The organism is Asaia sp. As-1742 (assembly GCF_011753235.1).
Taxonomy (GTDB): Bacteria; Pseudomonadota; Alphaproteobacteria; order Acetobacterales; family Acetobacteraceae; genus Asaia; species Asaia bogorensis_B.
In genome coordinates this window covers 1-22,777 of sequence record NZ_VWWA01000021.1, presented here as the reverse complement: position 1 = coordinate 22,777, position 22,777 = coordinate 1, and the positions used below count along the sequence as shown (strand labels likewise).

General features: G+C 54.6%; 23 protein-coding genes and 1 pseudogene. 9 read left to right on the top strand and 15 right to left on the bottom strand.

The window, feature by feature from the left end; all coding sequences use genetic code 11:
- Positions 1 to 1,179, bottom strand: a 1,179-nt coding sequence (gene mobQ, locus F3J08_RS15905; protein WP_166931502.1) for a MobQ family relaxase, incomplete at its 3' end; no start/stop codon positions are given.
- A 239-nt stretch (positions 1,180 to 1,418) separates the two neighbouring features.
- On the opposite strand from mobQ, the gene F3J08_RS15900 reads away from it, so the two are divergent.
- Positions 1,419 to 1,712 (top strand): conjugal transfer protein TraD, encoded by a 294-nt coding sequence (locus F3J08_RS15900; protein ID WP_166931499.1) that lies wholly within the window; start codon positions 1,419 to 1,421, stop codon positions 1,710 to 1,712.
- A 64-nt stretch (positions 1,713 to 1,776) separates the two neighbouring features.
- Positions 1,777 to 2,016: a conjugal transfer protein TraD gene (locus F3J08_RS15895; protein WP_166931507.1), complete on the top strand. Its 240-nt coding sequence runs from the start codon at positions 1,777 to 1,779 to the stop codon at positions 2,014 to 2,016.
- A 174-nt stretch (positions 2,017 to 2,190) separates the two neighbouring features.
- Here F3J08_RS15895 and F3J08_RS15890 read toward each other — a convergent pair whose 3' ends face one another.
- Positions 2,191 to 2,613 (bottom strand): putative toxin-antitoxin system toxin component, PIN family, encoded by a 423-nt coding sequence (locus F3J08_RS15890; protein ID WP_166931505.1) that lies wholly within the window; start codon positions 2,611 to 2,613, stop codon positions 2,191 to 2,193.
- Complete coding sequence (locus F3J08_RS15885; protein ID WP_166931497.1) at positions 2,613 to 2,852, bottom strand: ribbon-helix-helix domain-containing protein; 240 nt, start codon at positions 2,850 to 2,852, stop codon at positions 2,613 to 2,615. The genes F3J08_RS15890 and F3J08_RS15885 overlap by 1 nt, the downstream gene beginning before the upstream one ends.
- A gap of 564 nt (positions 2,853 to 3,416) precedes the next feature.
- On the opposite strand from F3J08_RS15885, the gene F3J08_RS15880 reads away from it, so the two are divergent.
- Positions 3,417 to 4,517, top strand: a complete 1,101-nt coding sequence (locus F3J08_RS15880) for a replication initiator protein A (RefSeq protein WP_166931494.1) — start codon at positions 3,417 to 3,419, stop codon at positions 4,515 to 4,517.
- A gap of 258 nt (positions 4,518 to 4,775) precedes the next feature.
- Here the strand turns inward: F3J08_RS15880 and F3J08_RS15875 are convergent, their stop codons facing one another.
- Together F3J08_RS15875 and parA are read right to left on the bottom strand one after the other, a co-directional pair.
- The gene (locus F3J08_RS15875; RefSeq protein ID WP_166931491.1) at positions 4,776 to 5,069 is read right to left on the bottom strand and encodes a ribbon-helix-helix domain-containing protein; all 294 of its coding nucleotides are present in this window, start codon (positions 5,067 to 5,069) and stop codon (positions 4,776 to 4,778) included.
- Between the two features lie 3 nt (positions 5,070 to 5,072).
- On the bottom strand, positions 5,073 to 5,735 hold the full coding sequence (parA, locus tag F3J08_RS15870; RefSeq protein WP_166931489.1) for a ParA family partition ATPase: 663 nt from the start codon (positions 5,733 to 5,735) through the stop codon (positions 5,073 to 5,075).
- A 305-nt stretch (positions 5,736 to 6,040) separates the two neighbouring features.
- Here parA and F3J08_RS15860 point away from each other — a divergent pair.
- Positions 6,041 to 6,139: pseudogene (locus F3J08_RS15860) on the top strand (IS5/IS1182 family transposase); the annotation flags it as partial.
- A 22-nt stretch (positions 6,140 to 6,161) separates the two neighbouring features.
- Here the strand turns inward: F3J08_RS15860 and F3J08_RS15855 are convergent.
- From F3J08_RS15855 to F3J08_RS15840, 4 genes are all read right to left on the bottom strand, one after another.
- Positions 6,162 to 8,474, bottom strand: coding sequence for a restriction endonuclease (locus F3J08_RS15855; RefSeq protein WP_166931486.1), 2,313 nt, complete (start codon positions 8,472 to 8,474; stop codon positions 6,162 to 6,164).
- Positions 8,475 to 8,534: 60 nt separating this feature from the next.
- Complete coding sequence (locus F3J08_RS15850; protein WP_166931484.1) at positions 8,535 to 10,364, bottom strand: ATP-binding protein; 1,830 nt, start codon at positions 10,362 to 10,364, stop codon at positions 8,535 to 8,537.
- Positions 10,365 to 10,668: 304 nt separating this feature from the next.
- Complete coding sequence (locus F3J08_RS15845; RefSeq protein WP_166931481.1) at positions 10,669 to 11,250, bottom strand: site-specific integrase; 582 nt, start codon at positions 11,248 to 11,250, stop codon at positions 10,669 to 10,671.
- Positions 11,251 to 11,342: 92 nt separating this feature from the next.
- Entirely contained in the window at positions 11,343 to 11,642 is a 300-nt protein-coding gene (locus F3J08_RS15840) for a WGR domain-containing protein (RefSeq protein ID WP_166931479.1), read from the bottom strand.
- Positions 11,643 to 12,122: 480 nt separating this feature from the next.
- Between F3J08_RS15840 and F3J08_RS15835 the strand changes: the two genes are divergently transcribed.
- From F3J08_RS15835 to F3J08_RS15820, 4 genes are read left to right on the top strand one after another with little or no spacing between them, the layout of a single operon-like run.
- Complete coding sequence (locus F3J08_RS15835) at positions 12,123 to 12,875, top strand: OmpA family protein (protein WP_166931477.1); 753 nt, start codon at positions 12,123 to 12,125, stop codon at positions 12,873 to 12,875.
- Between the two features lie 12 nt (positions 12,876 to 12,887).
- On the top strand, positions 12,888 to 14,219 hold the full coding sequence (locus F3J08_RS15830; RefSeq protein ID WP_166931474.1) for a hypothetical protein: 1,332 nt from the start codon (positions 12,888 to 12,890) through the stop codon (positions 14,217 to 14,219).
- A 21-nt stretch (positions 14,220 to 14,240) separates the two neighbouring features.
- On the top strand, positions 14,241 to 15,425 hold the full coding sequence (locus F3J08_RS15825) for a hypothetical protein (protein WP_166931471.1): 1,185 nt from the start codon (positions 14,241 to 14,243) through the stop codon (positions 15,423 to 15,425).
- A 50-nt stretch (positions 15,426 to 15,475) separates the two neighbouring features.
- On the top strand, positions 15,476 to 16,066 hold the full coding sequence (locus F3J08_RS15820; protein ID WP_166931468.1) for an RT0821/Lpp0805 family surface protein: 591 nt from the start codon (positions 15,476 to 15,478) through the stop codon (positions 16,064 to 16,066).
- Between the two features lie 332 nt (positions 16,067 to 16,398).
- On the opposite strand, the gene F3J08_RS15815 is transcribed toward F3J08_RS15820, so the two are convergent.
- The 4 genes from F3J08_RS15815 to F3J08_RS15800 all read right to left on the bottom strand — a co-directional run bounded on the left by F3J08_RS15815 (position 16,399) and on the right by F3J08_RS15800 (position 19,124).
- Entirely contained in the window at positions 16,399 to 16,779 is a 381-nt protein-coding gene (locus F3J08_RS15815; protein ID WP_240149412.1) for a trans-aconitate 2-methyltransferase, read from the bottom strand.
- Positions 16,772 to 17,275: a recombinase family protein gene (locus tag F3J08_RS15810; protein WP_166931466.1), complete on the bottom strand. Its 504-nt coding sequence runs from the start codon at positions 17,273 to 17,275 to the stop codon at positions 16,772 to 16,774. Before F3J08_RS15810 ends, F3J08_RS15815 begins: the two co-directional genes overlap by 8 nt.
- A gap of 225 nt (positions 17,276 to 17,500) precedes the next feature.
- Positions 17,501 to 18,346, bottom strand: a complete 846-nt coding sequence (locus F3J08_RS15805) for a hypothetical protein (protein WP_166931463.1) — start codon at positions 18,344 to 18,346, stop codon at positions 17,501 to 17,503.
- 28 nt (positions 18,347 to 18,374) lie between these two features.
- A complete protein-coding gene (locus F3J08_RS15800; protein ID WP_166931460.1) occupies positions 18,375 to 19,124 on the bottom strand; it encodes a Stf0 family sulfotransferase in 750 nt (249 codons plus the stop codon).
- A 71-nt stretch (positions 19,125 to 19,195) separates the two neighbouring features.
- On the opposite strand from F3J08_RS15800, the gene F3J08_RS15795 reads away from it, so the two are divergent.
- Positions 19,196 to 19,942 (top strand): hypothetical protein, encoded by a 747-nt coding sequence (locus tag F3J08_RS15795; RefSeq protein WP_166931457.1) that lies wholly within the window; start codon positions 19,196 to 19,198, stop codon positions 19,940 to 19,942.
- Between the two features lie 208 nt (positions 19,943 to 20,150).
- Here the strand turns inward: F3J08_RS15795 and F3J08_RS17025 are convergent, their stop codons facing one another.
- Together F3J08_RS17025 and F3J08_RS15785 are read right to left on the bottom strand one after the other, a co-directional pair.
- On the bottom strand, positions 20,151 to 20,816 hold the full coding sequence (locus F3J08_RS17025; RefSeq protein ID WP_205207103.1) for a DUF6118 family protein: 666 nt from the start codon (positions 20,814 to 20,816) through the stop codon (positions 20,151 to 20,153).
- Between the two features lies 1 nt (position 20,817).
- Positions 20,818 to 22,777: AAA family ATPase (locus F3J08_RS15785; RefSeq protein WP_240149411.1), on the bottom strand; the 1,960-nt coding region annotated here is incomplete at its 5' end.

The following is a 22,777-nucleotide window of genomic DNA, read 5'->3' as shown; positions in this document are numbered from 1 at the left end:
CCGCACACGATACCCGGCCGCTTCCCACACGGAACGGGCCACACCCAGCATCGTGCTCTTGCCCGTACCAGCAAAGCCCACCACCACAGACAGATCCCGCGACCGCGTCACCTCCCCAAGGGCCAGAGCCTGTTCTTCTCCCAGATCACCACGTCCCATGGCCGCACGACGCAGACCCACCGGCACCGCATGAGCCTGCCTCTGACCCAGAGCCAGACTGGCTGCTTCCAGCTTCTGCTCGACCGCCACCATCTCCCGTGACGAGAACCGCTCGCGCCCGTACCCGTCCCGGCCCAGCACAACCAGCTCGGGACACGCCTCGACCTGGGCCATCACCACACCGAACTGTGCCTCATCCACCGTATGACGATGGATGAACCGCGCCAGATCCTGACGGGTGAAACTACTCTGCTGTCGTGTCAGCGCTTCCAGCGCCAGAACAGGCGCAGCCAGAAGCCGCTCGCCGTTACGCCGCGCAATCTCCAGATGTTCGGCTGCTCGTTCTGCCTCTTCGCCCCGCTCTTCCCGACGCATCCCGGCAGGACCGATCTTGTTCTGCGGCTCCAGAGCAATCCCCTGATCGGCAAGGGACCGATGATCGATGCGCACATCGATATCCAGGGCAGCCAGACGCTCATTGGCCAGAGCCGCCCAGCGCTCCCGCCAGACCCTGAGCAGGCCCCGGTCATTCCATTCCGTTACCTTGAGACCGAAACCCGCCTCACTAACCGAACGCATGGACAGCATCACATGGGCATGGGGCTTGCAGACAACCTGACCATTCTCATCTTCCACCCGTTCCCAATGCACATTGAGATCGGCCACCATGCCACGGGAGACGAACTGCTCGTGCACGAAGTCCCGCGCCAGGGCAATCCCCTGCGCCTGGCTCATCTCACGCGGGATAGCAAACTCCACCTCACGCGCCAGCTGGGCATCCTTGCGTTTCTCGATCCTCTCGACCTCGTTCCACAACACAGACCGATCAAAAAGCCGCTCCGGCGCTCCCTCGGGCATCAGGATCTCGGAATGAACGACATCCTCTTTCCGGCTGAAATCATGGGCACGATCCAGTCGCTCATCCTGCAGACAGGTCGCCGCACGATAGGCCGCAGCGGCTACCACACTCCGGCCCGTTGCCCGGCTAATGACTTTCACATGTAGGTGGTAGATCGCCATTGGCGTACGCTATCACCCGCAACGCGCTATGTCATCCCATGACATATAAGCGCGCACTTCCAGATTGAGACGAAAACACACCCGCTCCTGTTCCACCGAGAGTGACGCGGTTCTTCTCCCTGTGATACGGTGCACCACTCAAGATAAACTTTACGGTTGAAGTGCATTGGAATGGGGTTACTCACGACAGTGCTCCCATCAGAACCTGACAACCCACATAGCGAGAGGCAGAGACCCAGATGCGTAAGCCACGCGATATCGATGCAGAGCTTGATGCGCTGCAGAAACGCGCCAAGGCCCTCAAGGCACAGAGAACCATGCAGCTGGGCGAACTGGTCGAGGCATTGGGAGCAGATGCACTTCCCGTCGAAGCCCTGGCCGGAGTTCTGCTTTCGGCTCTGGAACAGGCAGAGGACAAACCCGAAGCAATCGCGAGGTGGAGCGAGCGCGGTCAGGCCTTCTTTCAGGCCAGGCCAAGGCGCAAGGCCAGCAGAGCCTCACAGCAGCCTGCTGACGGGGCTCCAGACGCTTGAGAAGCGACTGGCACGCCAGAATGCCCTCATGGCCCGTCACAGGCTGAGAAAGGCGCGAGAGGACATGCGGGACTGGGCCAGAACACGACGCGAGCGGACACGCCACATGATCGAACTGGGCGGGCTGGTGCAGAAGGCCGGTCTGGTCGATCTCACACAGGATGACCGCGCCACCCTGCTGGGCGCCTTCCTCGACCTCGCCTCACAGCTTCAGGGCAGTGGCACAACCTCCCCTGCCGATCTCAGGACAAGATGGCGACGCGCCGGATTGCGGGCTTTCGATGCCGACAGGGAAGAGACCTGAAAGGAAGGGAAAATGTCGATCGGGTTCAGGCCACATGCAATGCCCTGTCCACCCCGGGCCGGACGTTAGCCGACTACCGGGTCAAATAGAGTCTGCCAGTAGGCTATCCGATAATCATACCCAACTATGCCACCCATCACGCCGAACTCACTCGCTCCATCGGCTTGAAAACCCTTAACCAAGGGCGATGGAGCAAAAATCTGCGGGCGTAACGATGCGCGCTCTCTGGAAACGACCTTTTTCCAGTAGACCGGCACGATGATCGCCTGTCACGAGGTAGTCGGCATCGAATGCCAGCACCATTGTGAGGAGAAAGGCATCGTCGGGATCGTTGATGGTTACGTCATCTGGCAAGGCAGGCAGTTGCTCGGCCACAGCAACTTTGCGCATGTTGTTGATCATCGTTCCGACCCGGTGGGGCGGTAGAATTGGTCGGAGTTTGGGATAGCGACTGACGCGCCTGAGTTCTTCAAGCTGGGTTGTGGACGTGACCAGATCGAACCGATGTGCCCGCCAGGCACGATAGATCGCATCGGGGGCGCCACGAGGGTATATCAGAGCGGAAACAAGGATATTGGTATCCAGAACAACCCGCATCAGTGCCCGCGTGCCCATTGCACAGCTTCATTCACCAAGTCGGCCAGTTCAGCCTCGCTCATATCCTGAGTCGCTGCCTTGGCTTGGTCTACAGCCTGTTCCAGTAGGTAGGATCGCACGGCGTCTTCGATGAAACGGGACAAATCGCCTTTGCGTCCTCCCTTATTGGCGGCGAGAAACATACGAACGGACTGATCCACTTCAGATGAAACTGCGATATTCCAGCGAGTGGTAGACACGATTCACCTCCAGATCAGCACCTATACACCTATACACCGATCCTACCGGATTGTGAACTTCTTCATGCTGTTTTCTTGGGTGAAGTGTGATCGGCCATCCGAACTTGTAGCGTCTTGAGCAAATTACGGTTTCGCTCGGTTTTACAGATGTTACTGGTGCCGAGCGAGCACCTCGTAGGCAGCCAAAAGTGGCCAGCCGGTGAGGCCGAAGCCCCAAGAAGCGAGGATTCGATCCTTTAATCGGTAAAACGATGACGGGTGTAATGCGTGCAGGCAGGAGTTATCCACAGCCTAAGCTGTGGTGTTAATATTTGAGTTAAAAGTTGTGTTACGTAAATTTGGTGCACCAATAACTAATTGAAAATTAGCGATTTTCTTGGGGTATTTCACCGCACAGTGAATCCACTCTGACGAAAAGACGAATCCAAAGTGACGAAAAGGTGAATCCACTCTGACGAAGCATCATCAAGTGTAATCGAAATGACGATAAAGCAGTGATGAATCTGAAATGACGATAATCTGCTTGTGTATGTGAAATGACGATAGTAACCTCCTGTCACTGAAATGACGATAGAATCATCCCCTTCCCTCTTCGACGTGACGCCCTTCGAAACCCTGGCAGGGGATGATCGTCCCCCCCTGCTTCCGGTACGTCACCCGAACCAGGATCTGTTCATCTGTGACGTGCTTGATGCCATCCCCAAGGACGATATGGCCTCGATGGAGCATCCGGTTTTTTCTCTATCGACCAAACCTGACAATCGGATGCGGCGATATGAGCATAATGGAAACATCATCGAGATCATCCCCTCGGGCAGAGGCTTGGCGACGATCCATGACAAAGATATCCTGATCTACTGCATCTCGCAGCTCGTCGCGAAGATGAACTTGGGCGAGCAGCCTAGCCGTACGGTGCGCCTGCAGGCCTATGACATGCTCGTTGCTACCAATCGGCAGACCAGCGGTGAAGGCTATCGCTTGATGGCCGACGCGCTTACGCGCCTACGCGGAACCACGGTGCGGACCAATATTCAAACCGGCGGCGTCGAAGAAACGCGGATTTTCGGCTTGATCGAAGAAGCTAGGATCACGCGCAAAACGTTCGATGGCCGGATGCTCGATCTCGAAATCACCCTGTCGGATTGGGTGTATCGCTCCGTCATCAGTAAGAATGTCCTGACGCTTCATCGCGATTATTTTCGCCTCCGCAAACCGTTCGAGCGGCGCATGTATGAGCTGGCGCGCAAGCATTGCGGCGTGAAAGACGAATGGAAGATCGGCTTGGAGTTGCTGCAAAAGAAATGCGGCTCTAACAGCCCGCTCCGGGTATTCCGGGCCTTGGTCAAGAAGGTCTGCGTGCATGACGCCGATCACGGTCATTTCCCCGACTATGCCGTCACGATTGCCGATGACGTTATCCTGTTCCGCAACCGCTCGGGCCTCAAGAGCAAGCCCGAGCAGGTCGCCATCACCGACGATGCGCCCTATATCGATCCTGAAACTATGCACGACGCCAAGACGGCCGCACCGGGATATGACGTTTACGCGCTCTATGATGAATGGGTGTCGTGGTGGCTTGACATGGGTAAGCCTGAGCTGAAAAGCCCCGCCGGCGCGTTCCTCGGCTTCTGCAAGAAGCGGCACGAACGCAAGCCGCTCCGTTAGCCCCAATCTATGAGAGCACGTAAACATGTTCACATGCAAACATGTACGTTTCTTGTTGGCTAGGAGTGGGGACGGACAGTCTGTCCAAGGGTGTCCCAAGGCTGCTAGCGCACGATTGAATCGTTTCGCTCAATATGTCTAGTCGCTCATAGGACAAGCTGTGTTCCACGTCCGGGACCACTTCACGCCGCTCGCCGCAATGAAACCATCCGACTAACTGTTTCTATGTCCCTCACAAATGATTGCATGTGAACATGCTCACTTGCCTACAGGACTTTCTCCCATCTTGCGGAGCCAGTCGTTGAACGCCTCGGCCATCGCGTCCTGTAAACTCATGCCATGTTTGCGGGCGGTCATGTGCATGGCGAACGACATTTCTGGGCTGAAATAGCCCGTCATCGCCTTCTTGCCCTGGCGGCTCGGCGCAACCGGGCTACTACCCCTCGCCGTGCCACTGTTGGGCGAGATCGGCGTGGCCGCCTTGCTCTTCGCCAGCAACGGCGCGGGATCGCGATCCCGCAATGCAAGCAATGATCCTTTCCGGCTGCTCATACGCTAGCTCTCCGCTTCTTTGATGATTGCATGTTTACATGATTGCATGTTTACATGATTGCATGCCCACTTGTAAATCTGTCTCACCTCATCGGCCGCCTTGCCGTTGGGCTCGATCTCCATCGCGGTCTTTCCCTCGGCCGCTGCGTGACGGAAGGCGGCGCGATCGGCCATATGGTGCGGACAAGCCTCTAGCCCATAATCCTGCACAAGTTGCGCGGCCTCCTCATACATGCGCGGCGCAGTCGGGCTTCCTGCCGTGAAGATCACGAACGCGGGCTTGTCGCGCATCTTCACAAGGCTGGCAGTCGTCTTGATCGCGGCCAAGTCGAACGCGCTCGGCCGACACGGAATCAGCACTAGGTCGGCCGCCTCGACGGCAGTGCTGGCCGCACTGTCGGCATGGGGGGGGGTATCAATCACAATGAACGCCGCGCCCTGACCCGTCGCCTGCTCGATCTTGGCGGCGAGGCGAGGGGGGGCACTATCGATCACGACCGGGGGGGCATCCTGACGCCATGCCGCCCATTGGCTCGCCGTCGCCTGCGGATCAAGGTCGATCACCAGTGCGGTATGCCCGGAATCTTCGGCGGCGCTGGCCAGATGCAAGGCAAGGGTGGTTTTGCCAGCGCCGCCTTTCTGACTGATGATCGCAATTGTTGGCATGTGTATATCCTTACATGACCGCATGTTTGCATGTGGTCATAAGCAATAACTTCCATTGCCGGCAAGAGGAAAAGCACGAGGCTAGATTCACCACCTTCCTCTTTCGAAGAGAAATTTTTTCTCTAATCGCACGGTAATTCAGCAAAACGGACCTTTCCCCACTGGTTGGCCGTGGATCAAAGCCGGTTATCCTCACATTCGACGAGTGATATCCTGCTCTCCTGAGCCTGAGGCATTGGCGTAAATCGCCGTGGTAGAAAGCTGGGCCTGACCGAGCCATTTCTGGACGAAGTTGAGGGGTGACGTTACATCAACTGCAACGCGTTGCCACACGCTACAATAGATCCCCAAATGGATTCTTCTCTGCGATCTGCCTCGCCGCCACCGTCATGTTCTGGCTATGAGGCCTGTGTCTAGTGAACGTAATTATTTTTCGGGCGCGAGCAAAGGCGCAAAAAGATTATGTAGTTCGTTATCGGTGAATGTATCGTTTTTCTCAGTGTCGTTACCCGTTACCAATAATTCGTCTTCATTGGGTATTTCTGCACGTAGGCGCTCGGCGCGATCAGATATGGCACGCTTGGCACACTCGATTTCGGTGAGGGTCGCGCCAACAGCGGGGCCCAGTTCTTCGACTAGATTCGTGTAGTCATCCAATGTGGACTCGGAATCAACGTACTCAAGATTATTAGGTAGCTCGGTGATCACACGGTGCATCGCGTAATCGGCACTCCAGACAACATGTTGAGTCAAATGCCCTTTGCGCGGAATTATTTCGGTACGAATGCGATGGATATCGTCAAGATCAAGCTCAAAATTTAACATTTTAACCAGCCGTTTCTCTAGGGCTTCCACTAGAGCCGAGGTCTTTTCGCGCTCGACTTTGGGACTACCGCGCAAGCTAGCGATTAGCCGTGGCATCAAACGGCCATCAGCCCAAGCAGTGAACCAGATATCCTTATTGGATGCTACGCCCAGTGCTGCGTCGAGAAACTCCTGACGCTTGGTGATCCTCCACCATCCCAGCAAAAGTTCGACCCGCCCCGAACAGGATATCCCAATCCATCGCAGCCGTTGTGATTTACCACGCATCCGTTTCCAAGGGTCTTCATGCACTGCGTTTGCAGCGAGGGGAACAAAAGAGATCAGGAAATCTCTTTTGTCGTCGCGGTTAACGTCAGACATCTTCTTAAAATGATCATAGAGCGCTCTAGCAGTACGGAGCGTAGTCACCCCCTGAGCCATGGCACGTAGCAGCTCCTTATCAGCCAGGTAGTACGCAAGGTAATCGCGGACTGACGGATTGATCAGCGATACTCTGCCATTCGAGATCGTAATGAAGCTACCCTCAAGCGTTCGTACACTCTCCTCAAAATCTTTAGGACCAGATGAAAGCGAGAAAAGACGGCAAAGCGATTGATGCAATGGAGTGAAGATTTCCTTCAGATCCTCAATCTCCGCGCCGTGCTCGGCGCTAACGTACATCGCAAATAACAAATGTCTGCAGCGACTAGAGATATGTGTGCGGAACGCACTGTCCCAGACGCTGAGGGGATCGTCGAGCGCAGCGATGAACACCGCAGGATATTCATGTGGCGTGATTTCTTCGACGCGGTCCATATTAGTTAGGGCTTGGACAATGCGCGGATTATAATAGTCGTGGTCCACGATTTTTTTGATTGCATGTTGCTTAAAGAGTGCCTGTATATGCGATTCTGGGACGCCAGCGACAATGAGGTGATTATAGAGGATACGTGCCCGGATGCGCCGGGTGTAGATACCGACGTCTAGCACATAGCTGGCTATATCAAAGGCTCGGGTCGACAAGACTTCAGACTGGAGCCTAGCTTCTTCATAGATGTAGGCGCGCGTAGTCAGGATGAACCGCGCGTTGGACGTTCGACGGATGCGGCCGATAAATCGGGCAAGGCCAGAATCTTGGTTTGAAAGAGCGCGGGCATCGAGCGCGATGCGGCCCAAAAAATCATCGAAAAAGAGAATTTGCCGCTTGGAATCGTCGATATGGGTAAATGCATCGTCTAGGCTGCGGATCGCTACTAATTCCCAGCCCTCCGCAAGATACGCATAACTGAGCATCTCAGCGAGCGTAGTCTTGCCGACACCAGGCGGGCCAGACACAATCAAAACATGGATGGACTCTAGAATGTCACGTCCGGCCTTGAAGCTGGGATTCTCGGCGTAGACGCTGAGCTTGGCCTTAATGTCATCGTGCGTCAGCGTCGTGAAATTATGCGTTGCAGCATGGAGCACACGCTCCAGCACCCCGGCACCCGAAAGCCAGAGCTTGACATGGCTTTTCTGGACATCGGGGTATTTTCGTAGCAGCCCATTGATATCCTCGTTACCAAGAATGTCATCAGTGCCTTGAAGGCTAGGCCCGATAACTGCAGCGAGTTGCTCCTTCCTTAGCGGCGTTAGTGGCTGGGAAGTCATAAGTAGATATCGGTCCGGTTTTAATTCATCAATCGATGCTCGCTCCTTCCGCATGATACGGACTAAGGTATCAAAGCTTGAAATTCGGTAATGTTTAGCTTGAAGAATTGTTTTATGGTTCGCCGAGGCATGACGTCCATCGACCCCCCCATCACGCCCCGGCCCAAAGGCTTCAAAGCGTATACCAAGTTCCCGTCCAAGCAGGTCACGGGATAGGTCTTCAAAGTCAGCGGGAGAGAGGTTGTCGAAACTATACGTCAAATATAAATACTCCGCTCGCTCCATGGTCGAGGTACATTTTCGTCCGAATTGCTATGCATCTGTCGAGAAGAGCGTGCTTAAATATCAGACAAGCGCGTTCATATTCCGAAGCCATCCCTCGATCTCACCATCCGGATCGCGTGCACGAACTTGCGCTGCAGTCATTTGGCCGAAGGCCTTGGACAGGTATCCCTTCGCTTTGTTCGCTCCCATTTTCCCGTCGAAATTTTGTTTGGCCGAAAACGCGATCGCGAATGCCTCTGGCACTGAGGGAACTCCTTCAGCAGGGTGATCCACACAGACTACTTCGACATCGAAAGCAGCTTTGATCGCGTCAGGGTGTAGATAGCACTCTATCTCATGCTTCTGAGTTTGAACGGCCCAGGAACCAAGACCGTCAGTACGTCCATTTACCTCAGCAACGGATACTGCATATTTAGCCACGTCTGAGTCGAAGATATGAACCTCGGGGCACCGCATGTTGCGCAGGTAGTTTTCGGTCACCCAATGCTTGAGCGTCGACCCGCCCGCCGGAATAAAAGCGAAGCGCTCGTCGTTCATCAAGTTCGGAATGGTGTGGTCTTCCGCGTGCAATGCGGCGCTCAGGCACTTCAGCGCGGTCACGTCCGTTGGGCCCTCGACACAGATGAGGACTCGTACGCGACTATCAGGAGTGAGGCCAAGAGCTTTCGCTACCGTGCCAAACACGTCGGCTCCTGCCTGAACTGAAGGAGTTGCTGGTGGGCCTTCGCTGGAAACGAACCGGATACTTTCAATAGGGAGGTCGGCAGCCAGCCCCGGACTATGAGTGGTGAGAATTACTTGGCAATGAGGCGTCGTCGCTATCTCTTTGAACGCTTCAATCAACACCCGCTGGTTTGCTGGATGCTGCGACGTCTCGGGTTCTTCGATTGCATAGATTAGGTTTCGCTTTGTGGAACTTGACAGTTTACGCTCTGCCTCGGCCTTGAAAAAGCTGACCAAAATGAGCCTGCGCACACCACTTCCACGCTTATTCAGGGGAATGCGGTCGTCCGTGTCCATACCGAGCGAAAAAAGACCCATCCATTTGGAGGCTGTGGGCGGGACAAACTTCGGCGAAAGCGACCTCGCAAGTTTGGGGTCGAAGCTCTTGAGAGCCTCGTGGGTAAGCTTTGCGATCTCCTCGGTCTTCGCCTGTACCAATATCTGAATTGACTCGATCGCTTCCTGAGCCTCGGCAATAGCAGCGGCGATAGCCCCCTTCAGTGGATTTTGCACTTCGCCGTCAGAATCTCGGCTCTGACGATCACTCTGAAAGAGTGCAAACATTGGAAGATGCAACTCTAGCTGATCCCAAATACGCTTGCTATCCTCTTTGGGCTTCGATACCGGGATAAGCGCCTCCGCCAAAGAAAGATCGGGGCAATCTTCCCAAAGAGCGCGGCGCATCCCGGGATTGCCTTTGAGTGCGACGTTTAATGATCGCGCCTTCACAAGAGCCTGCAGATCCTTTTCCTTCAGTTCAAGGAGCTTATCTAGACCTGAAGCGCTCGGATGCTGGGCGATGATGAATGTCTCACATGTCGGTGTCTTCTTCGAGCAGTCGTAAACACGCCTGATCTTCAAGGTGCCATTACTGGTCAGAAGGTATTCGGCACCGAGCGTCGTCGGCGCCCCTGCGTCCAAGGTGATCTTCTCCGGCAGATCGGAAAATTCAGCGGTGATGCTAACGATAGGCGAACCGCTGAAGACGTTAGAATCAGCCTGATCAATTTTTACAACATCCCCGTTGAAAAAGATTTCTAACGCCTCAAGCAAGCAAGACTTACCTATGTCATTTCGCCCGATTATCGTGGTCAGGTCCGAGAACTGGATAGTCGTCGCAGTCTGATAGGCCCGAAAATTTTCGAGTGTCAGGGAAACCAATCGCATCGTAATAAACTCCTATTTTTGAACAATTTATCCACAACCCACTAAATTATAAAATACATTTGCATTAACTTCATATAATAAGTTCAATACTTGAAATAAGTGATATGTTTATATATACTGTAATACAAATTTAAATAACAAATATTACTTTACATTATATTCTTTCTTTTCCGATAAAGGTCGATTTTCATAGGTTGGTAATTAGAATCCATTAATTCACAATCGGCAGGCCTCACCCGCATACCAGCTTAGATGTAGCAATCACAAATGTCGGCAACCAGCATTTTCCCTCCCAATCCGACTTTTACTCACCCCACATTCGACGTGCGATATCCTGTTCTTCGACACCTGAGGCATTCGCGTAGATAGCGGTGGTGGAGAGCTGGGCGTGACCGAGCCATTTCTGAACGAGATTAAGCGGAATGGCATTGGAGACGGCCGCCACCCCGAAAGCATGCCGTAGCCCCTTGGGCGACGCGGCCACACCGGACAACCCGGCTTCTTCCATGACCGCATGCACGGCCCGCCAGCCGGTCATGCGCGACCATGGCCAGAGACGGGCCCCCTGATGACGTGCGCCCTTGCGCTGAAGCGCACGCAGACCATGAACCAGATCGAGGGCGTCGAGCAGGGCAGGGGGGACAGGCACGGCGCGATAGATCCCCGCCTGGCGTTTCTTCAGGGTCTCGAACACCAGTACCCCGGCCGCGAGATCGACGCGATCGGCTGTCAGTGCCAGGGCCTCGGAGAGACGACATCCCGACCAGGCGAGGGTCATGCACAGGGTCCGCGCCTCACGCGGCGCCAGCTCGGCCGCTTTCAGGAAACGATCGCGCTCGGCGATGGTCAGATATTTCCGCGCGCCTTTGGGATCAAAGAGCTGCATTCCCCCAGCGGATGCTGAATGACCTATTCGAGGTGCAGGAGGCCGAGCCTCCTGCCGGGAGCGCGAGGGCAGAGCCCTCGTATCTTTCTGTTTCACACCCCCTCCTTTCGGAACCGATACCCTCGCTTCACCTTCTGCCCGAGCAGATCGTCAAGCGCGCCCTGGGCGGCCCCCCGATCGCGATAGAGCGCGACACGCATTTGACCGCCTGTGCCAATCCGTCCCCAGTGACGGATGAGGGCGGTGCCGCCGAAGAGATCTTCCTGCAAGGAGAGACGATAGAAGCGCCAGCAATTGGCGGCGGCATCGATACGCGCGAGATCAGCCTCTTCGGGAAAGAGACTGAGCTGGGTGAGGGGGCGTGACGGGGCCTTTCGAGGTGCTTTGGGCATTTATCCGGAAGAACTGTATCACAAGCGCGTTACGGGGGACAGCAGGATCGACCGGAAGATCAGCGTTTTCGGGGGCAGGACAGACCGGGCCGCCGGACGGGGAGGGGCGTCGGGTTACACTATTAGCAATAGTGTATCAGGTCACCCCTCCCTGCGGGAAGCTCCAGTACCGGTACATACTGATAATGTAACATGTTGCCGTGTAAGCAATGCTGTGACACGATTGCCGTGCTTTCAATCCCTCCGGAGAAACCTGTGCGACGCCTTGCTCTGACAAGTTGTTTGATTGTTCCCCTGACAGCTTGTGTGCAGCCGTATAACGCGCCGCCACCTGATGCCCCCGCCTTGGCTACACAAGACCAGATGGCACAAACGGAAGAACAGGACCGCGTTGCACGCTTTCGAATTCTCGCATCTCAGAACAACCTTGTCAGCCCGACGGTCACCGAAACAATATTGCCTGCAGGATCGGTTGATTTCATGCACGGACCTGTACCCGTCGTCCGGGTGGTTTTCCCCGAAAAAGCATTCTTTGCGTTCGATAGCGCAACACCTCTCCCGGACTCCTCACGCATCCTGGACGTAATCGCCGACAACATGAAGCATGATGTCCCAGATGCAGCGTTGACGGTACTGGGACATACCGATGCCGTAGGTACGGACGCGTATAATATCGATCTATCGCGCAGACGGGCACAGGCAGTCATTGAAGCACTAACGGCGCGCGGCGTTCCAGCCAAGCAGCTGACAGAAGTCGCTATTGGTAAGCGTCAGCCTCTAGCACCTAACGATAATCCGGAAGGCCGGGCGCTGAACCGTCGCGTCGAATTTCTTATCTCCCCCGCGACATCGGCCAATCTGGCGGCTGTGCAGCAGGTTGTTGTGCCGGCCAGCTATCTCCGTCTGACCAAGGCGGACGACGTTCATGCCGCTGTTCCTGGCTCCATCAGCTCAACGACCGCAGAATACGCTACGGTCTATGGCCTGAAACCGGCAACCGGGCCAAGCGGCACAGAAATCAGCGAGACAGGACTTTCTCCCTTGGGGGAACTGAAACTCAGTCCGGCCTCGCAAGAACAGGTGGCCATTAATCTACCCGGTGACGACCATACAAAGATGGTGCAGGCGGAGCGTGTTCATCTCGCACCCACCATGCCTGTTGTTCCGGTTCATCTTGCACCTGTCAGCAAAGTCCGCCTTCAACAACTTGGTACGTCCCGCATCACCTATTGATGGAAGAAAAACATGTCCTCCACCTTTGAGACAGACAGCAAGGACAGGACGGTCAATCTCACTCAGGCATTTCAAGACGCCATGGGGTTTACCCTTAGTCGGGCGCGTGCCCTTTCGGCGCCGATCGAGGCCATTCGTCGGCAAGCCGAAGAAGAAACTGCTTTTGGCCACATCAATATTGATGAAAATGGCATCACCAGCGGAATGCGCCTCGTCGTCACGGAACCCGCGCTGGAAGTCAGCGCAGAATGGCGACATCTCAAAAACCGTTTCGATACAGCGATGCATCCCTACATGGCGGACGTCACTGCTATCGAGGATCTACATCATCAAGCGCATGAAATAAAAGCCAAAAGAGATCAACAGCTCAAGTCTCTTGAGCTGGAACTGAGCCAGGATCCCAAATTCGGTAATGTCGATGAAAATTACAGTCGGTCAAAGAGTCGATATGATGATTTTCGTGACAAACATCTAAATCGCGACGCTCAAATGTTCGCCAAGAGAAAAATATACTGGGCGCTTCTGGCACTCGTTCTTGTTACAGAATGTTTTGTTAACTACCATGCGTTCAACGCATTCTGGGGCGTCCCCGCCGTTGCACTGGGCACCACGATTATCCTCGGCGTTCTGCTGGCACTGGCTGCCCATCAGCACGGTGAGCTCATAAAGCAATGGTCCTATCTATTCGCGCCCTCAAAATCTCCCGGGGACAGGGCAGGCAGCTGGCGCATGTTCACAATGTCGACGACAGCTCTCCTAATCGTGCTGGGTTTCACGGGCTGGGCGCGCTGGGCCGCTGCCTTTGAGGCAATGCACAGCCAAGGAGGAGGGGACAGCATTCTCGGCGATGTGGGCATCGTTCAGGTTAATCCTGCACGAGACGTCTTCATCAGTCTCATTGCCAATCTGGGTGCCTGGATGGTCGGTGTCATCATTTCCTACATAGGTCACGACCGCGACCCGGATTACATGGATATCACCAAGCAATACCATGCACACCGTAAGGTGTGGGAAAAGATGCAAAGGGTCATGAAGTCTCGCCGACAGCATATTATTGCGGCATCTGACAAGGAGATAGAGGACAAGGAGCGCGCGGCTGAAACTCGCTCCAAATCCGTTCGTCCGCAGTTGGACATGCTCAATCAGATATCCATTCACCATCGGGATATCGAGAGAGAAATCAAGGAAGCAACAGACGCGAATGTTGCCGCCTACAAGGACGTCCTTCTGAAGGCCGCCACGAACGGCAAGGCGAAGCTCTATCTGACGCAGGGAGCAATAGCCCGTCCGCTTTCCCCGACGGACTATCATCGCATGACCATCGATTTTGTCCCTGCCGCCTGACCTCATCACATGAGAATTGACATGATCCGCAAGCTTCTTTTTGGTAGCGCCTTGACGTTATTGCCTCTTTTGCATGCTCAGACTGCCTGTGCAGAAGGAGGTATGTTCGGCGGCGGCACGACCCTCGATACATCTTACTGCAAGCTCGAGCCGCCACGGCAAACCGTCATCTATCTCGACGACACCGATATTGTCCGCGACAAGGTTGAATGGGCGCGAACCATTCAACAAAAGCTCCAGCAAACGCTGATGCCTGGCGAGCATACGACCGTTGTTGAACTGTCACCGACAAGCGGACAGAGTAAGGAAATCTGGAGCGGCTGCTGGCCCGGCGTAACGAAAAAACAGGCCGTTGCTATGGCCGCCGAACATCATTTCTTTTCGGGCGACCCCCTGGCAAGCCTCAAGGAGCAGCAAGGGTTTTTCGTAAGGGATTTCGGTGCCGCCGCCACAAAGGTTTATAAGAACGGCATGCGCGCAGCCGAAGACGTTGCCATTAATCCCGCGAGCCCTCCGAAAAAATCCATCATCCGATCTTTGACATCCGATGGTGCGCGGTATTCCAGCGAGCACGGGACGATCAGGGCCATCATGTATTCCGACTTGGCTGAGAACAGCGATCTTGGTTCAGTCTATAAGATCGTCCCTGGACAACTTGATTTCGGCGACGCATTAGGTGTCAATCTTCACCGAAGCGTTTTTTATGTCTTCGGCGTCGGCTCTTCCATCAAGGACGGCGGCCAAACAGCCGATAACATCCGCAAATTCTGGTCGCTGGCTTTTGCCTCAATGGCGGCCGATGTCGCAGGGATGGGCTCTGACCTTAACGTGCCGAATGCCGTGCCCGAGGACGGGCTGACCTATGACATATCACTTCAAGACGCAGGCAACGAACTGCATGGGCGTATGTCGATCTTGACCGACCATGACGGACGTCTCGTCGATAGCTGGATCGGCATTACACGCCTACATTCTGTCCTGCTCAACGGGTATTGGCGCTGCGCGGTCGACACACGCCAATGCGAGCTTTCCGCTTCGACTGCGGGCTCACTCGTCACAGACAGCAAATCGGAAAATCTCATTCTCAAACGGTCCAATGAAGGAGCCAGTCTTGAGGGAGGAATGGATGTTCTCCATGGAACCATTGGCGTTCCGGGCTCCAGTGTGAATCTACCCGTAACAGCGAAACTGACCAAGGAAGACTGATATTTCTTCCCAAATATTCCGCTACCTTCTTATTGTTTTGGAAAAATCGCATGCACGCTCAGATCCGCCTCCCCGTCGCCCTTATCTATTTGGCAGGCATCTCGCTCACGGCCATAACCACGGGCTGCACGGATCGCCCCTATAACTCTCCCCAGGAGCAGGCTCAAAATGCGTGCCACGCCTTTGGCCCCAAAACATTGTCCGGCGGCCTCATCGGAACGCTGGGCGGCGCAGCCGGAGGCGCCGGTATCGGTGCTCTTGCCTCTGGTGGCAAAGGCGCCGCTATTGGGGCGGGTGTTGGTGCTTTCGCTGGTCTGCTCGGAGGAATGATCGCTGGCAATCAAATGGACAAGCAGGACTGCTATCAGGCGCAGGTGGCGCTTCAGCAGATGCGTTACACAGCCGTCGGTCAGCCTGTGACATGGACCAATCCCGCGACCGGCAGTTTCGGATCCTATACGCCGCTAACGACTGAAACCGCGCAGACAAATGGTAAACTCTGCCGCCAGGTGCGACAGGATACGACGCTGAAAGACCATCAGGCGACATCTCAGGTCGAGCTGACCTGTCGAGATGCCAATGGAGACTACACAGCAATAGAGCCCACTCCGGCAACTGGCGTGGGAAGCACGCCGTCCTAAAGGCTTGCCAGAGCCTCTTGTCGCAGAGCTCAGAGGCCGATTCAGCGGAGAAAGGATCGGTTGCGGCTAAGGATGAAATGACACTGCAAGCTCGGCTTGAGCGAACAGCCGACCTGCTCACAGCAGGTGCAACGATCAATGGTGGAGTACGGCAGGACGATTGTACCGCCATTTGATATATAAAGTGAGTTTTATAATCAGTTTATATACAGCATCTAAATTATCATCGGGTCCGGTGAGAGAATGGTCGAAAACGTACGCTAAGCCTGCGGGGTGTGACGACTGACCCCATGTTGCGGATTTCGCTAGCGATCATAGCTTAGCCGATATTCTTATCTGCCGCGTTGCTGTGCCAACCAAATCGTCCGGCGACCACAGTCTGGATCCTCCACGACATGGGCAATCACAGCGAAACCAGCTTTGTCGAGCTGGGCCCGGTATTCATCGGGATCGAGGCTGCCGTGGTAGAGACGATCGCCCTCCAATTCGCCAATGGCTTCGCCTTCGGCGTTTCCGCTGGTGAACATCAGCGGTGCACCCGGTTCGGCATGTGCCTGAAAACGCGGAAACATGCCGCGCTGATCGTCCAGAGAAAGATGGAAGAAGCTGTCCCAGGCCAGTAGCCCTTGGAAACGACAATTGAGGGCAAGCTTCCGCATGTCGGCGAAATGCACCGCAACGCCAGGCAGATTGCGCCTGAACAGCTCAATCATTGTAGCTGTCCCATCTACCCCGGTCACATCGAAGCCGCGTTTGATCAGTTCTCCTGCAATCGGAAGGCCCGAGCTGCAGCTTGGCAGGCGTCATCTTGAATGGCCGCCCACCATGCCGGCCGCGTGCCAGCGCAGACTCCAGACCGGCGCGCGTGTGCTCGACGATCAGTTCGCGCTCGAACTCGGCAAGGCCGGCGAAAATCGCGAAGATCAGGCGCCCGTTTGCCGTAGTGGTATCGATCGAGGCCCCTTCACCCGTAAGCACCTTCAAACCGATGCCCCGTTGGGTCAGATCGCCGACCAGATTGACGAGATGACGCAGATCGCGGCCGAGGCGGTCCAATTTCCAGGCGACCAGAGTATCACCGGATCGCAATGCCTTGAGGCAGGCTGTCAGGCCGGGACGATCATCGCGTCGTCCCGATGCCGTGTCTTCATAGACATGGTCAGGATCGACCCCGGCTTTCGCCAGAGCATCGTGTTGTAGGTCCAGCACCTGCGACCCGTCAGCTTATCATCAGGCGAAAAAAGTAGAGATATATAAAATAGAGAATATCAATAAAAATGCATCTTTGCAGTTTCCTATAATATTACTCCCTTCTCTAGGCCTTTTCCAGATTCTGCAATACAACCTGTCGATAACAGCATAAATATAGATAATAACCAATATTAAGTTAGATATATTCATGCTGTTACCCCACCTATCTTCTGCAATAGAATATCATCCGAACAGAGACGATTTCGTCGGATCGTAGACTATATTTTGCACTGAGCTTGTGCTTTTATGATCTACGAGAGTAGAGTATCCAGCGGACTCTAACTTAGTCTCAGACATAGGTGATACAGCGTTCGTACCTGGGTGAATGTACGAGTTGTAAATCGATTGTGCATCTTCACGACCGTTGAATATACGGGATAAAGAAAGAGACAAGTCGTCTAGCGCGGCTGAGACATTTGCATCTGGGTTTCCTATTACATTTGCAGCATATTTGAACGATCCTATTGCTTTTAATACCTCACCAGTTCCTTTGTATAAATTGCCTTTAGAATATTCAGCGGCAGCAGCGACAGCTGCAGCAGCCCCATATCCTGCGGCAGCCGTTCCTTGTGCCAGCTCGCGAAAACCTGCGGAAATACTTCCGCCAGGATTTCTTTGCGCTACAACGCTCCAATCTTCACGAAATTGTGAGATAATATCGGTGGCTGTCTGGTCGCTTGCATTATTATCCGAGCTGTAAGTCGCATCATACGTAGCAGCACCAGACTCAGCCTGATTTTCTGAGAAAGGGCTTCCTATGTTACCATATACCTGACCACCTTCACTGCTTGAACCTGAATCCCCCCCGTGTGGCCCCCCTCGATAGTGAAAAGCCTGATAAGTCGAAGTTGCAGCATCAGGGGTAAAGGCAGCCAGAGGATTTGCCCTCGACCCGCCGTCTCCACCCCCAGTGCCACCACCGCCGGTGCCTGGGCTACCGCCAGAAGTCGGAGGCGATCCAGTCACTGTAATTGTTTCGTCGAGGGAATGAATGCCTAGGTCAGAAAAATGAGCTTTGTTGAGTTTCATTTGGGTCTCTCCACTTATACGAAGAAAATTAGGAATATATTTGAGGTCCACCACTTTTTACGAAACGGTCCGCCCAAATCAGATTTTTTTCTCCCCCCTGCCGACGTGGCTGCGGAACTAGTCGTCCCTTCTCGACCTCCAGATTCTCAACGTCCATCCAAACAGACATGGACGTAAAAATACTCTCTGGCTCGACTAACACATCTTCATACCAGATCTCATGCGGGGTCAGATTCATACGTGAAAAACACATGTCCCACGCCTCGTACTGACGCAAGATTGATCGGTATTTCTCGCCAATTCCTTCGAACGAATAGATGATCGATCGCTCTTCGGTACTATGGAACCAGTCACCCGTTACTGAGGCCAGGTAATAAGACACTGCCTGCCCGACTATATCTCTTCTTTTAATATACACGAAGCAATCAGGTTGCAGTAAATCGAAAACCTTTGAGTGGTTCTCAGACAGATTGACCATATCAGAGATAAAGACCTTTGATCCGAAAATTCCAACGCTAGATGTCCTAATTGAGAACAATTCTCTAACATAAGAAATAATATCTGAACTTAGCCTAGATCTCATACGCTTAACTCCAGAAAAATTAAAATATTCCAGAGGAAGACCGAAACGGCCGTCTTTCGCAATCAGTGAAGTAATGTACGTACTTCCGGACCTGGGAACTGACGCAACCAGATATTGACGTTTAGGCAACCCATCCCAGGGAGGTAAATCATAAAGTTCATCATAAGCATCTGATGGACCAATGTTCATCTTCATCTTTTTCCTAAGCACGCTTTGATTATATTAAGACATAATCCAGCAACTCAAAGAATCGAAAGAGAAACCTTATGCCACATTTTTCACAAAAAAGTTACTTTGCCCCACCGCAAACGAATTTTGCTGAAGAAGATTACGCACTGTATTCACTGGATAAGTATTTACCCATGAATGCTGTAGAGACGATGCTAATAACTAAAAGTTTTAGAAGTATATATTCACACAAAATATTGGAGACATTTTCTCCAAAAAAATATGTTGCACGAGGGAAAGAAAAAATTTTATTGAGAGATAGAGAAATTTTACTAAGAATTTCTGAGTTCGATATGCATGCAGATATCTTGACCAGTCTATCGATGGTACCGAATGGTCCTACAGGAATTTACGGCATTGTAACGATGTACATGAGTTTTTGCCGCAAATATATTGATGATATTCCGATATTTACAGATGAACAAGTAGTATCAATTTGTAATTCTGTACAGAAACAAGCGAAAATATTATACGAAAATAAGTATAGATATGATTTACGTTATGTAAACGCATATGATATTACATTAACTATGTGTAGTGTGTTCATATTGTATGCTCCAAGATTTTCTATCTCTGGCTTTTTGACATTCTTTTTCAATGCAAGTATTTTCTGCATGCTCCACCTGCAACCCATGTTACCTATAGCGACCCTCTTGGGGCAAAATCTGAAAACATCGAAACTTGCTGCTCAAAATGCTGTATATAGCCAGAACACACGTGAAATAGTAAATCTTTTGTTAGAAAAACGGCACGTTCTATTATTCGAAAACAACTCTTCTAAATAATAGAATTATATGATGAGAAATAACTAAATTATGACTGCTGTTTTATATCTGCCGTAAGAATCTTTTCCACGTTTTCGTCTCGGCAAACGCATCACACTTTCCTCAGCAAGGATATCGCCCCACAAATATTCTAGATCTATCATTTCGGAAAATTTATATAAATCTAAATTTGCCTGCGGTCCAATACCCGACGCAGCAAGAACATACCTCAATAGCTTTCGTCCTTTTTGTAGAGGAAGCTGCAATAATATTCAGGTAGCTTGTCTTTAGATAAAAACCGCTTGCACTGATCGATCTCGTCCCTGTGCCGGTCAACGAAATGATATCGGTCCACGACATCCCCCCAGAAGGTCGGATCAGCCCGCTGCATGATCCCAGCCCCTACAGAAATTCCTGTGCCCGGCAATGAGTATATGGCCAGATCCTGACGCACCCAGACGGGCATGCAGGCCAGCAGCGCAACAGGGGCTACAACCCCGACCAGAAGTCCTACACCGAACAGGATCCCGAGCAGCCTCTTCTGCCGCCCTGCCTCACGCAGCTGAGGCAGGGCAGAACGCAGAGCCTTACTCTCCTCCGCTAATTCCTTCTCGACCACACCGATCCCGGACAGGGCCCCCGTCAAACGCTCGCTGACCACCCGCTCGATCCCGACCCGGAACTCGGCCGGCGACATCCGCAACACCGAACGCCCCTCGATCTCCCCGAGACGCTGCTCGATCACGCCGATCGCACGCTTGACCTGCCCCAGATCCAGGCTCGTATCCGGCGGCATGGCATCGCGCCAGTCCTCGGGCAGACGCTCTACCGATTTACGCAGGACCGAGACCTCGGCCCGCAGATCATCGAACGCCTGTGCTGCATTACCGCTCATTCTACCGCCCTCTGCTCCAGCCTGTGTCACGTTCCGGTCCAGGCTCTACCTCGGGCCTGTGCTCATGCCCCAGACGCGGCGCAGGTTTCTTCGGCACATCGAGCGCCCGGATCGACAGATCCAGCACCGAACCCAGCGTCACCCCAAAGGATGTTCCCTTGCGCCGCAAAAGCGAGCGCATCTCCGCATCCTTCCCGAGCCGGGCCAGCGCCTCATCACGCGCCTGAGCGGTCTCAAGCCCCTCCCAGACCCTCATGAAACGCTGCGCCCGCAATCCGGGAGACTGCCGGATCCTGGCTTCCTGCAGGATCGCCCGCGTCAGAACCGCACCACGCTCCGCCCCCTCCAGGGTCAGAAGTGCAGTACGCGCATCGGATTCATGCCGAAGGGCCATGAGCAGATCATCAATGGCCCCTGGCTGCACACGCTCAAGAGCCTTTGTCGCTCTATCAAGCGACTGCTCCTGATGCGTCAGGACAGGAAGCCGCGCCTCATGCATCCGCCCCACAGCCAGAAAGGCCTGCGCATAACGGGCAACAGCCCGCTCCAGCTGTTCCTGAGGATCGGGAGCCGCTACAGGCAGCCTACGATCGGGATTGAGGCGCAGCGAGGCAAAAGCATCCTCCTGCCCCTTAGCAGCAAGACCCAGATCCAGCCCCGCAAACGGATCCTCCCCCAATTCTGGCAGCACGATCCGGCTTTCCGGCACGCCAAGCCCGCGCCTGCGCGCATAGGCCTGCGCCGATCCCTCCGAACTCTCTCGACCACCACCAGGCTCCTGAGGATAATCCAGCGTGGTATCCTTGAGCCGCTCGCGCGACAGACGCCGCACCAGCCCGTCCCGCCCCCCGACATCGTCACGCGCCCAGTGCACCGACACCGCTTCGCGATGACGCGACAGCGCCACATAGGCGCCATGCCGGTCCATGCTGCCCGTCGCCAGCACATGCGCCCGATCCACCGTCACACCCTGCGCCTTGTGAATGGTCGCCGCATAACCATGATCCAGCGCGTCATACTCGCGCAGCGACACGGACACGACACGCCCCACCTCACCCACACGCGCCCCGTCCAGACGAACCGAGATCACAACCCCGACCTCATCATCGCCCGACAGACCGCAGATCGTCCCAAGCGTTCCGTTCTTCACCCCAAGCCCACGGTCATTACGCAGGAAATACACCCGATCCCCCGGCGCAAACACGCGCTCACCCTGCGCCGTCATCACGGACAGCGCCCGCTCGCGATCCAGCTCACCGGCCTCCAGGCGCAGGGACCGCGCTGCCTCGTTCAGAGCCCGCACATCCACCCGCCGATGCGCCAGCATGATCTGACGGCACCCTGAAGTGGCTCCGCCTCCTGCCCGCCCCACCTGCCAGGCCGCCACAACGGCCGCACGCGCTTCCTCCAGCGTGTCATGCCCCCGCACCATTCCCGCCGCCTCATAGCGATCCAGCGCGACGGCCGTGCGTCCCGTCGCCAGCTCCTTCGTGGCCTCCTGCTGCCACCCTTCACCCTGCCGGCGCACAGTAGTGATCTCGACCGATCCCACACGCTCGGCCACAGCCCGGAACGCCGCCCCGGCCTCGATCGCCTGCAACTGCTCGGGATCACCCACCAGAACCAGCTTGGCTCCGGCATCCTGAACGGCAGACAAAACGCGTACCATCTGACGCGACCCCACCATCCCGGCCTCATCGACCACCAGCACATCACCACGCGCAAGCAGATCCACACCCGCCGCCCAGCCCCGCTCCAGAGAGGCCAAAGTCCGGCTCTCGATCCCCGATCCTGCCTCCAGCCCTTCCGCCGCAATGCCCGAGAGCGCCGTCCCCCGCACACGATACCCGGCCGCTTCCCACACGGAACGGGCCACACCCAGCATCGTGCTCTTGCCCGTACCAGCAAAGCCCACCACCACAGACAGATCCCGCGACCGCGTCACCTCCCCAAGGGCCAGA